Source organism: Bradyrhizobium sp. 31Argb, assembly GCF_043638955.1.
Taxonomy (GTDB): domain Bacteria; phylum Pseudomonadota; class Alphaproteobacteria; order Rhizobiales; family Xanthobacteraceae; genus Bradyrhizobium.
Genome location: NZ_JBEGDB010000261.1, coordinates 1 through 11,469, shown reverse-complemented (window position 1 = coordinate 11,469; position 11,469 = coordinate 1). Strand labels below are relative to the sequence as shown.

The window sequence follows — 11,469 nt, the reverse complement described above, 5'->3', positions numbered from 1 at the left end:
CCGGTGGCCACCGGCCAAGACGCTAAATCGCTTCCATCGCACAAATCATGCCCGTGCAGATACAAGGGGTTCTCTCCACGCGCTTCCGTGCTCGTGGAGAGAACCCCTCACCCCATCGAGTTCGCTGCTGACCGCTGAGCTGCCCTCTCCCACAAGGGGCGAGGGCGCATCAACGGGCACCGGGAAAGCGTTGTCCCGTACACTCTCTCCACTATCGTCATTGCGAGCGCAGCGAAGCAATCCATCTCGCCGCTTGCGGAGGCATGGATTGCTTCGCTGCGCTCGCAATGACGGGGAGAGTTTCTGATTCAATTTTTAAACAGCGTGAGAATGTAAGTCCGCGTTCTCGCGGCGAGTTACGCCCGAGCTTTGCATCTCGTTTCGCCCTCCTCGATATCGGAGGGCGCAGGGAAAGCCGGGTGCCGGTTGCACCCATGGGTACGTGCAACAAAAAGCACGGGGTAGGACCACAGGTTCAACCGAAAACACTCCGGCTTTCCCTGCGCGATGGTGTTACGGCTTACTTCGTGCTCTCCCCGGTGACCGGACCGGTGACCGGGCTTTCTTGCCACCGTCACCCTTAGGGATGTTTCCATCCCCCAGGACTTAGCGCCAGCGTCGGGGCGCCAGGACCACACGACTTCGCCGTCCGCTGATGTTGCGTTCGTCTGTCGCAACACCAACGTCCACCGCATCTCACCGCAACGTTCGTGACGATCGCGAGCCGCCCCTCTCTCGGGTGAGACGCGCGGAGTCATAGTGCTGATTTGCCCGACGGCGGAAGTGGAATGTTTTTCGCGCGAGGAGTGGACGAGGCAAATCACTTTGGAATCGCTGGCGAATTATTCTCCGCCGTCATTCCGGGGCGATGCGAAGCATCGAGCCCGGAATCCATGTCACTGCTCGCGCCTGCGGCTCGATGGATTCCGGGCTCGTCCTTCGGACGCCCCGGAATGACGGCGGTGATTGGTAGCGGGAATGGATTCCGGGCTCGCGCTCACGCGCGCCCCGGAATGACGGCGGGGGCGGAGCGCGTCCCGGAATGTGCTGCGCTCACGCCGGACCGTTCGGCACGTCGGAGAAGCGTGTCAGCCACGCCACCGGGCCGATGCTGGCGGCGATGATGAGCAGGGCTGCGAGTGCGCCTTCCTCGAAACTGCCGCGGCTGGCGAATTGGTAGATCGAGGTCGACAGCGTCTCGACATTCAGCGGGCGCAGCAGAAGCGTTGCGGGCAACTCCTTCAGGCAATCGACGAAGACGATGATGGCGGCGCCGAACAGTGCGGGCTTCAAGAGCGGCAGGTGGATCCAGTGCAGAATCGTTGCCTGGCCGGCGCCGACGGCGCGCGCGCTCTCGTCATAGTCGCGCGGAATCTGCTCAAAACCGGCCTTGAGCAAGCCGGTCGGCACCGCCAGGAAGCGGATCGCGTAGGCCATCACCACGGCTGAGCCCGAGCCCATCAGGATCAATCCCGGCAGCGATTGCCCAGTCCACGCGGCGAGCGCGTTCAGCCCATTGTCGACAGCAAGCACCGGCGCGAGCAGGCCAAGCGCGATCACGAGGCCGGGCAGCGCATAGCCGGCCTGCGAGATGTTCATCGCGACATGCTGCAACGGACTTGGCCGCCAGCGATGGGCGATGATGGTGGAGAACCCGAGCAGCAGCGCCAGCAGCGTGGCCAGGCTGGCAAACGCGACCGAGTGGAACGCGTGGCGCCAGAGCGACGTATCGAAATTGGCGAGCAGCCCGCGCTTGATGCTTTGATGCATAAGATAGAGTAGCGGCACGACGAAGCCGATCAGCACCGGCAGCAGGCATGTTGCGAATACCGACCACGCTTTTGCGCCCACCAGCGGCGTTCGCGGCATCAGCCGCGGGCTCTCGGCTGCGAGTTCGGCATTGGTATTGCGGCGGCCGTAGCGTTCCATGATGACCAGGCCGGCGACAATGGCGAGCATCAGGCAGGCGAGTTGCGAAGCCCCGGCGAGGCTGCCGCGGTTGAGCCAGGTCGTGAAGATCGAGACCGTCAGCGTGCGGATGCCGAGATATTCGCTGGCACCGATATCGTTCAATGTCTCCAGCGATACCAGCGCCACGCCGACCGCAAGTGCCGGCCGCGCCATCGGCAGCGACACGCGCCAGAACACGGTCCATTTGCCGGCGCCGAGCGTCTTCGCGGCCTCGGCGAATTCGGCGGTTTGAAACTGGAACATCGCCCGCGCCGACAGCGTCACGCAGCGGCAGCCAGATCGCGAGCGTGCGATGGACGAGGCCGAGCGGCTCGAACAAATCGGCGTAGACGTAAGCGGCGAGATAGGTCGGGACCGCCAGCGGCAGCGGCATCAGCCACAGCAGCGTGCGGCGGCCGCGGAAATCATAGCGCGAGATCAGCCACGCGGTGCCGGCACCGAGCAGAAGCGTCAGCGCACCGACACCGGCGAGCAGGAGCGCGGTGTCGAGCAGCGCCGCCGGCAGCACATAGTTGATCAGGTCGTGCCACACTTCCGGCGCCGGCTGCATGGCAAGCGACACGATCGAGATGACGGGAGCCGCGACCAGGACCGCCGTCATCACCGCGATTGCCGCGGCGATCCGGCCGGCGTAGACGCGTCGCGTCCCGCGAGTGGGCGCTCTCTTTTTTCGGGCGGCGTGAATCGCAGCAGCACCCTCGCCCCGGCCCTCTCCAGCGGGCAGGAGAGGGGGCGAAGCGGAGAGGTCAGTTGTCAAAGCCGACCTTGTCCACCAGCGTTGCCGCCGCCTTGCGGCTTGCGGCGATCTTCGAGATCGGCAGGCTGTCGGCATTCAGTGTGCCGTAGCCCGCAATGGTGGGATTGACGGCGACGCCGGCACGAACCGGATATTCGTAGTTCTGGTCGGCATACATCTGTTGCGCCGGTTCGCCGGCGAGCCATTCGATCAGCTTCACGGCGTTGGCCTTGTTGGGCGCGTGCTTGGCGAGCAGCACGCCGGAAAGGTTGACGTGGGTGCCGCCGCCCTCGAAGGTCGGCAGCACGACGCGGGTCGCCTCCGCCCACGGCTTCTTGTCGGGATCGTTGTTCATCATCAGCGCCCAGTAATAGGTGTTGCCGATGCCGATGTCGCATTTGCCAGCGGCGACGTCCCGCGCGGCTTCGCGATCGCCGCCCGACGGCTTCTGCGCGAGATTGGCCTTGACGCCACGCAGCCATTCCTCGGCCTTGGCCTCGCCGTGCTTGGCCACGTAGGCCGCGAACAGCGCGTTGTTGTAGATGTGCTGGCCGGAGCGGATGCAGATCTTGCCTTTCCACTTGGGGTCGGCGAGCTCCTCATAGGTGACCTTGTCCTGCTTGACGCGATCCTTGGAAGCGTAGATCACGCGTGCGCGCATGGAAATGCCGGCCCAATGCCCGTCCGGATCGCGATATTGCGCCGGGACGATCTTCTCGACCACCTCCGACTTGATCGGCTGGGTCACGCCGGCCTGCACGGCTTCGTCGATGCGGCCGATATCGACCGTGAGCAGCACATCGGCCGGGCTGTTGGTGCCCTCCGCCTTGATACGCTGCTCAAGTCCCGAACTCGCCGAGACGACATTGACCTTGATGCCGGTGTCCTTGGTGAAGGCATCGAACAGCGGCTGGATCAGCTTGGTCTCGCGATAGGTGTAAACGTTGACTTCGCCATTGTCGGCTGATGCGGTCGAGACGGCGGGCAAGGTCAGGCACAGCACCGCCGCTGACGCGGCGAGGACGCGAAGATTAATCATGAGGCTGCTCCGGCAGGATGTCACGCGGTACCAGAGTGCCTAGCGCAGGCGACGCCAAGATGTCCGCGACCCGATGTCGCGAACGGGATGATTTAGAGTGATTCCAGCGTAACGACTTAGAGCGATTCCAAATTTGGATTCCACGAACTCTGCGGAGTGTCGTCGGGGCCGGGCATTTTCCTCCAGGCCTTGTTGTTCGGCTTGTTCGTCAGAACGCGGGATGGCAGTATCGCCCCCTCATGAGCAAAATCGGACAGGACCATGCCGCTCGTCCGGATCTGGGTCTATGACGGCATCCTGGCCTCCGGCGTGGCGGGGGCGATCGACGTCTTCACCGCGGCCAATGCGGTATGGGCAGAACGGCCTCACCATCGCGGGGCAAGAGCGCCGCTGCTGCAATGGCGGGTCGAGTCGCTGGACGGCAAGCCGGTCGAGACCGCTTCGGGCCAGGTCATCGACGTCGACGGGCCGATCAGCGCACGTGCCGCCGCGGATGCGGTGGTCGTGCCGGGACCCTTCGTTGTCAACATTGAGCGCTTCTTCGAAAGAATCGACATTGTCGAACCGCTGCTTGCTGCGCTGCGCCGCCAGCACGCGCGCGGGGCGCTGCTCGCCTCCTACTGTACCGGCAGTTTCATTCTCGCCGAGGCCGGCCTGCTCGACGGTGGCGTTGCCACGACGCATTGGGCGAAGGCGAAGGCATTCGCCAAACGTTACCCCGAAGTGGACCTCCGGGTCTCGGAAATCCTGACCGAGCAGAACCGCATCGTCTGTTCCGCCGCGGTGACGACGTCGCTCAATCTGGCGCTTCGCCTGGTTGAGAAATTTGCTGGCCTCGAAGTGGCGGCCGAAACCGGCAAGTTGATGCTGATCGAGTCAAACCGCGTCTCGCAGACCTCCTACGCCAGCATGCCGAGCGCGCCGCAGCATTCGGACGCGCTGGTGGCACGGGCGCAACGCTGGATGGAAAAGTCACTACAACATGGGTTCAGCCTCGCCGAACTCGCGCAGCATCTTGCGGTCAGCGAGCGCACGCTCAACCGCCGCTTCAAGCTCGCGACCGGCGGGGCGCCGCTCCAGTACCTGCAAGCGCTGCGCGTCGATGTGGCAAAGCGGCTGCTCGAAACCGAAGGCTTGAGCGTCGATGCGGTCAGCGCCCGTGTCGGCTACAACGATCTCTCCACCTTCCGCCGCTTATTCAGACGCGAAACCGGGCTTTCACCTCGCGAATATCAACGCCGTTTCGCGCGCCGCAACGCCCGCGCTGTGCCGGCCGCATAGCCGCGCCTGTCCGAATTTCCTCGAAAGATGGCGATACTGCCACTGTCGGCAGAACCGCTCAGCACCTAGACCTCGGCTTGCGAACGAGCACAGGAGGTCTTTATGCCGATGATCGACGTGACCATTCCCGAAGGGGCATTGAACAGCGAAGCCGAAGCGCGGCTGATCAAGGAACTGGGCGATATCCTGATCGGACACGAAGGATTCGATCCTGCCAATGAGGTCGCCCAAAGCGTGACGGTCGTGTTTCTGCATCGGCCGGCCGCCGTCTACGTCGCGGGCCAACGCTCGGCGTTGCCGCGTTACCGCATCGTCCCGACGGTGCCGGAAGGGCAGTACACCGAAGCTTCGCGCAAGGCCTTGGTGAAAGACATCACCGACGCTATCGTGCGCGCGGACGGCGGTACGTTCGAAGACGTCGCGCCGCGCGTCTGGGTATTTCCGACCGAGGTGCCGGACGGCCAATGGGGCAGCCGCGGCGCGATCCGTCCGTTGCCGGACATCCAGGCCTTCATCGCCGGCGAGCATGAGCGAAAGATCGGCGAGGAGCGGTTGGCACGACGGCGCCGCGTGAAGGCGCTCGAACTCTTGGCCGGCGCGCTCGATGCCGCGCGCAAGGGGATCGATTGATGCGTCGTCCTGCGGCGTCCCCCGAAGTGCCGACAATTTGGGCAGCGCGCCCAGCTAATGCGTTTCCCCTCGGGGAAGTCTGCGCCTAGTCTTCCTTCCGGGAGGTGGGGTTCGGATGCGGACGATCCTGGATTATTGCGGCGCGGCAGTTCGGCGGCAGGTGCCGTCCGGCGCGCTCATCATCCATGAGGGCGGCAAGACCGGGCATCTGTTCGTGCTGATCGAAGGGCGGCTGGAAGTGATCAAGGGCGATGCCGTGGTCGCGGTGCTCGCTGAGCCCGGCGCCGTGCTCGGTGAGATGAGTGTGCTGCTCGATCAGCCGCACACCGCAACGGTGCGCGCTGCATCCGACTCGCTGGTCTATGAATTCGATGATGCGGCGGCCTTCCTGCGCGAGCAGCCGGAAGTGGCGCTGCTGCTGGCCCGGCTGCTCGCACAACGGCTCAACGTCGCCACCACCTATCTCGCCGATCTCATGCACCAATATGCCGACCATGGCACGCATCTGGCGATGGTCGGCGAGATCCTGCAGAGCATGATCAACCTGCCGCCGATGCAGGTCGCGCCAGGATCGGATCGGCAATCAGACCCAAGGATGTGAGCCAGGGCGGCGGGTTCTCGATCCGCGCGGCCGGCTGCAGCGATGCGTTGAGATCGATGGTCTGCTCCTCGCCCGGCGCCAGCCAGAACGCGCTGCCTTGGTCGATATCAAGTACGATATAAGTCGGCGGACGACCGGGGAGGCGGCCGGTGTTGAACACCCAGGTCGCGCCTAATCGGTCGAACCACGAACCATCAGGAATGAACGGCGACTGGTGCACATGGCCTGATATCACCATCGACGGCTGATGGCGCTCGATCCATTGCACCAGTTCGACATCGCCGAAGAAGCGCTTGCCGCCCCAGCTCGTCGGCGAGTTTGCGGGCGGCGCGTGATGCACCCAGATCCAATTCGCGGGCCGGTTGACGGCGGCGTTACGAAGTTGCGCGTCGAGCCGCTCCTTCACCTTTGGGCCGTCCCACCACGGGCACACCGTGAACAGCGTATCGCCGATGGTCAGATTGTCGCCGTCGCCGGCGATCCCGAGTTCCCTGGCGTCAGAGACCCAGCGCGCGATCTTCTCGCCGTCCGGATTGCGTTCGTCGAGATCGTGATTGCCGGAGCAGAGGATGACGCGGGTGCGCGCTGCGAGCAGTGAAAGATATTTCTTCACCACGACGATCTGGGCGCGGAAATCGACGATCGATGAGATGTCGAGCGCATCGCCGGCAAAGACCACCAGATCGAATTGCGGCGCGGCCGCGAGCAGCCAGTCGAACTGCGGCAATGAATAATGCAGATCGGCAACGACCAGGCAGCGCATGGGACCTCGATCAGGATCGATGAGGTGAAATCAAATTGCTCAGGAATTGGGCGCGTCAGGCGCCGATGCATTCACGTCGGGAAAATCGAGCAATAATTGTGCCGTGTCGCATCCCGCGAACGCGACACATCCCCGCAGCGCCGTGGCCCGGGTGGAGCGCAGCGTAACCCAAGGCCGCCTCGCGAACGCGGATGCACCTGTCCCGGATTGCGCTGGGCTTCACCCGGGCTACGGGATCGTGCTCACGCCCGCGCGGTGGCGTGGGGGAACGCCACTTCGATCAGGGTGCCGGAGCGGCCCCCGGTCTTGATGTGGAATCTGGCGCGGTTGGCTTCGACCAATGCCTTCGTCAGCGACAGGCTGACGGCGGAGCTTTCGGTGGTCTGGTCCGACGGCGCCGGCGTGCGGAACGGCTCGAGGGCCGCGGCGACCTCGTTGTCGTTGAGGCTCTGTCCGGTGTCGCGGACGCGCAGCATCACCTCGCCGAAATCGGACAACGCGGTCGAGACGATGACCTGGCCGCCGGCATTGGCGAGGTGGATCGAATTGCCGATCAAATTGAGCGTGATCTGGCGCAGCGCGCGCGCATCTGCCAGCACCGGCGGCAGCATATGCGCAAGCGAGGTGCGAATGATGATGCGCTCGCGGTTGGCCTGCGGCTGCATCACCGCGACGCAGCTTTCGACCATTTCATTCAGATTCTGGTCGGTGAGGGCGAGATCGAGCTTGCCGGTCTCGATCCGCGAGAGATCGAGCAGATCGTTGATGATCGCCAGCACGTGCTCGCCGGAGGCGCGGATGTCCTTCATGTATTCGAGATAGCGCTCGTTGCCGAGCGTGCCGAAACGCTCGCCGATCATTACTTCGGCAAAGCCGATGATGGCGTTCAGCGGCGTGCGCACTTCGTGGCTGATCCGCGCCAGCATGTCGGCCTTCGCGATCGCCGCGCGCTCGGCGAGGCGCTTGGCCTCGCGCAACTCGCTCTCGCTCTTCTTGGCCTGCGAGAGATCGCGGAACACCGCAAAGAAGTTCGGCCCGTCGGCGCGGGTGCGGCCCATCGTGATCGACAGCGGCACGAGGCCGCCCTGGCGCACGCGCCCGAGCCCCTCGCGGCCGTGGTCGAGCAGGCTCGCGACGCCTTCGCCCTTGATGCTCTCGAGATAGTCGAGCATGACGCGCTGGCTTTCGGGCGCAAAGAGATCGGCGAGGTTGCGCTGCACGAGCTCGTCGCCGTCATAGCCGAACAGCGCCTCGGCGCTGCGGTTGCAGGAATTGATGTTGCCCTCGGCATCGAACATCACGACGCCCTCGGCGGCGGTGTCGAGGATGGCGCCGAGCTCCTCGGCATCGGCCAGTCCTATCCCCGGAGCTACGTCAGGCGGAAGCGGCTCCGCCGCCATCGCCGCTGCGATGGCCGCGCCCTCGTCGTGCCGCTCGGCGAAGATCAAAGCGAGCGCGGAATCGCCGTCCCAGGAGATCGTGTGAAGGTGCGCCTCCGCGCTTCCATGGCCGGGATCGCCATGCGGCGGGGCTGCTGCGATCCGCACCGGCGTGCCGCTGTCGGAGGTGCTGCTGGCGGCCGAAACGCCGGGCTCGACATACAGCGCATCCAGTCCGCCGGCATCCTCCAGCGCGCGCACGCTCTCATATCCCATCCGCTTAAGGAAGGCGGGATTGGCATAGAGCAACCGGTCGAGCCGATAGATCAGGACACCGGTCGGCATGAGGTCGAGCAGCGCGCGGTCGCGCCTGGCTTCGCCGCGCGGCGCCGGCTCGGGCTCGCTCAGCCATTCCGGCGCGGCAGTCGCCGGCGCGGCAGTCACGGGCTGGTCCGCGATTGGCGCTTCGAAGGCTGGTTCGTGCGCTTCCACAGGCGGTGGCGGTGCATCGGCGACCAGCTCTTCGGTCGCCGATGGCGCCGACGCTTCGGCGATCTGGCTTTCGAGCCGTGCCGATAATTGCCGCGCCAGTTCGTTGAAGGCGTTGTTCTCGACCGGCGTCAGCGACGGCGGCTTCGGTTCGCCGGGCGGACGGAATGGCAGCACGTTGCCGGGCGCCTCGACCGGCGTTTCCGTTGAGATGTCCTTGGGCGTATCCAAAATCGTTTCCAAATCGCTCTGTTGTAAAATCTCGGACGCTTTCGGCTCGGGCACTTCCGCACTGGTTGCAGATGCCGCAGTGGGCTCTGTCGGCGGCGCCGCGCCGGATGAGACCTCGGGCCGCGGCGCTTCTCGCACTTCCAATGGCTCAGGCTCGGCCGGAATTGTGTCGGCGGACAGTGGCTGGGCCGGCGGTCCACTGAAAAATTCGTAGCGGCGCAGCGCCTCCAGCCGCGCCAGACCGTCGAAATCGCGGCAGACGCCAAAGCCGCGATAGCCGGCGAAATTGCGCGCGCTGTCGAAGATGGGCAGGCCCGACAATTCGATCCTTAGCCGGCCGCCGCCATCGACCGGCCAGTTCAGCGTGATGCCGCTCCAGGTATCCTCAGTGGCAAAGGCCTTCATCACCCGGCCTTCGGGATCGAGGCCGAACCTGTCGGCGATGTCGCTCCACAGCCGGCCGAAGCCGGCCGCCGCCTGCACGCCGATCAGCCGGGTGAACTCGTCCGACCCGAGCGAGAAGCGGCCTTCGCGGTCCATCTGCCACATGAAGCGCAGCGGGGTGCGGCGCGTATTTGGCAGCGGCTCGTCATGCCATGACGGCGTCTTTTCGGACGCGCCGGCCGGCGTGCGTCCATCCGGCGTCGTGTAGGACAAGGGCGTTGCGACCGGCACCGACGGCTCGTCGGCGACCGGCTCGATAAAGGGCGAGGGCTCGGCTTCCTCGGGTTCCGTATCCAGCGCATCGAACAGCGCGAATTCGGCGGGCGCTTCCCCTGACAGCGCGGGCTGCTCGTAGAACGGCTGCCTGGCAGCCGGGCCGGTCGCGGTTTCCGGCGGAGAGGGCGCGGCCTCGGTCTCTGCGACCGCGGGCATCATCAGCGCGATGAGGCCGACATCCGCGCCGCTGCCGACGCGCTGCAGCACCATGTGGCCGATGCGGAAGGAGGTTTCGGCCCGACCCTGCCGGAGCGCGTCTTCGCGCGCGGCATCAAGGCCGGCCTCGGTGAGATTGCGGAAGCCGAGCAGGGCCCGCGCGGCGTCGCTGGCGCCGACGAACATGCCGTCGCGCGCGAACGCGGCCATCGGCACGTCGACACCCCGGACCAGGCGTGCGAGCCGTTCGAGCAGCGGCATCGCGCGATTGATCGCGCCGCTCGCGGCGGCGATCAAGACGGCATGCCGGCCATCGGCGAATTCGAGCCGCGAGCAGGCGCAGGTGGCGAGCATGCCGGGCGGTGCGCCAAAGCCGCGCAGCCGCTCCAGCCTTACCGCGCCATTTTGCGGCAGGCGGCCGGCGAGCTGCGCGATCTGCCGCCGATGCTGGTCGGCCGGCCCGAACACCTTCCCCAAAAGCGCCGCGCCGTTCCCGGCGCCGAACGATTGCGCGCCGACCGGATTGGCCCACAACACGCGCTTGCCGTCGATCGACCACAGCCATGTGGGCAGGGGGCTCGTTGCATGCACAGCCAGCCGCGGATCGCCGAGGCCCTGCAACTGGAATTCCGCACTATTCATCGCGCAACTTGACCGCACGGTTTCGCTTCTCGCTCGCCGATGGCTGAAAGAAATCGGCGGCCAAACGATGACAGCCTTAACAGACCGTTAGTATCGCAAGTGCGACGCGGCAGGTCCACGGCCTCGCCAAACTACCCACGATCCAAAGCCGCGATAACGTTAACTCGCCCCAACGATCAAGCCCGGTTTGGCGTTGTACCTTGCAAACCTGCGTCAAAAGTTCACGATGGCAAAAAAAGCTTACGTCATTCGGGCGAGGTCTTTTGACGGTAGGCTGATGCGACCGAACGGGAGGAAAGGGCCAAAAAGGCCTGGCAGAGAACAAGGAGTGGACCATGAGCAACGATGCGCGGGACCGTTTCGAGATTCCGAAGGACGTACGATCGATGGCGGAGGCGAGCTTCGAGCAGGCTCGCAAGACCTTCGAGAAGTTTCTGGCCAGCGCACAGGAGACTGCGGGCTCGCTGGAGGAGCGCAGCGCCACGGTTCGCGCCGGCGCCAAGGACATTTCAAGCAAGGCGCTCACTTACGCCGAAAACAACGTCAAGGCGTCGCTGGACTATGCGGAATCCCTCGTGAAGGCCAAGGACGTCAGCGAAGTGATGCGGCTGCACAGCGAATATGTGCAGGCCCAGATGCGCACGCTGGCGCAGCAGGCGAGCGAAATGGGCCAGATCGTCGGCCGCGCCGCGATGGACGCGATCAAGCCGAAATCATGAGATCTAGGGCTTCGGTTCTGATTGAATCAGAGCCGAAGCCCTAGGCCGTGTGGACTCTTGGGATTCTCAAATCAGATTGAACGTGATTCAAGGCTTTCTTTTAGGAGGAAGC

Annotated in this window: 7 protein-coding genes and 1 pseudogene; 4 read left to right on the top strand and 4 right to left on the bottom strand. The window is 64.9% G+C overall.

Features of this window, described 5'->3' with window-relative positions; translation table 11 throughout:
- Positions 1 to 1,053: 1,053 nt before the first annotated feature.
- Positions 1,054 to 2,572 (bottom strand): annotated as a pseudogene (locus AAFX91_RS33175) (ABC transporter permease).
- 145 nt (positions 2,573 to 2,717) lie between these two features.
- On the bottom strand, positions 2,718 to 3,746 hold the full coding sequence (locus tag AAFX91_RS33170) for a Fe(3+) ABC transporter substrate-binding protein (RefSeq protein WP_130583096.1): 1,029 nt from the start codon (positions 3,744 to 3,746) through the stop codon (positions 2,718 to 2,720).
- Positions 3,747 to 4,055: 309 nt separating this feature from the next.
- Between AAFX91_RS33170 and AAFX91_RS33165 the strand changes: the two genes are divergently transcribed.
- The 3 genes from AAFX91_RS33165 to AAFX91_RS33155 all read left to right on the top strand — a co-directional run bounded on the left by AAFX91_RS33165 (position 4,056) and on the right by AAFX91_RS33155 (position 6,258).
- Entirely contained in the window at positions 4,056 to 5,027 is a 972-nt protein-coding gene (locus tag AAFX91_RS33165) for a GlxA family transcriptional regulator (RefSeq protein ID WP_394569369.1), read from the top strand.
- Between the two features lie 102 nt (positions 5,028 to 5,129).
- Positions 5,130 to 5,657 carry a tautomerase family protein gene (locus AAFX91_RS33160; RefSeq protein ID WP_130583094.1) on the top strand — a complete coding sequence of 176 codons (528 nt, stop codon included), beginning with the start codon at positions 5,130 to 5,132 and terminating at the stop codon, positions 5,655 to 5,657.
- A gap of 115 nt (positions 5,658 to 5,772) precedes the next feature.
- Positions 5,773 to 6,258, top strand: coding sequence for a cyclic nucleotide-binding domain-containing protein (locus AAFX91_RS33155; protein ID WP_130583093.1), 486 nt, complete (start codon positions 5,773 to 5,775; stop codon positions 6,256 to 6,258).
- Here AAFX91_RS33155 and AAFX91_RS33150 read toward each other — a convergent pair.
- Positions 6,197 to 7,021 (bottom strand): metallophosphoesterase, encoded by an 825-nt coding sequence (locus tag AAFX91_RS33150; protein ID WP_130583092.1) that lies wholly within the window; start codon positions 7,019 to 7,021, stop codon positions 6,197 to 6,199. The genes AAFX91_RS33155 and AAFX91_RS33150 overlap by 62 nt on opposite strands.
- A 242-nt stretch (positions 7,022 to 7,263) precedes the next feature.
- Positions 7,264 to 10,638, bottom strand: a complete 3,375-nt coding sequence (locus AAFX91_RS33145; protein ID WP_394569368.1) for a PAS domain-containing protein — start codon at positions 10,636 to 10,638, stop codon at positions 7,264 to 7,266.
- A 335-nt stretch (positions 10,639 to 10,973) separates the two neighbouring features.
- On the opposite strand from AAFX91_RS33145, the gene AAFX91_RS33140 reads away from it, so the two are divergent.
- Positions 10,974 to 11,357, top strand: a complete 384-nt coding sequence (locus AAFX91_RS33140; RefSeq protein ID WP_130581234.1) for a phasin family protein — start codon at positions 10,974 to 10,976, stop codon at positions 11,355 to 11,357.
- The last annotated feature ends 112 nt before the right edge of the window (positions 11,358 to 11,469 follow it).

What these genes read in the sequence shown, in the direction of transcription:
- AAFX91_RS33170 (WP_130583096.1), bottom strand. Translation starts at nt 3,746, where the DNA reads ATGATTAATCTTCGCGTCCTCGCCGCGTCAGCGGCGGTGCTGTGCCTG.
- AAFX91_RS33160 (WP_130583094.1), top strand. Translation starts at nt 5,130, where the DNA reads ATGCCGATGATCGACGTGACCATTCCCGAAGGGGCATTGAACAGCGAA.
- AAFX91_RS33155 (WP_130583093.1), top strand. Translation starts at nt 5,773, where the DNA reads ATGCGGACGATCCTGGATTATTGCGGCGCGGCAGTTCGGCGGCAGGTG.
- AAFX91_RS33150 (WP_130583092.1), bottom strand. Translation starts at nt 7,021, where the DNA reads ATGCGCTGCCTGGTCGTTGCCGATCTGCATTATTCATTGCCGCAGTTC.
- AAFX91_RS33145 (WP_394569368.1), bottom strand. Translation starts at nt 10,638, where the DNA reads ATGAATAGTGCGGAATTCCAGTTGCAGGGCCTCGGCGATCCGCGGCTG.
- AAFX91_RS33140 (WP_130581234.1), top strand. Translation starts at nt 10,974, where the DNA reads ATGAGCAACGATGCGCGGGACCGTTTCGAGATTCCGAAGGACGTACGA.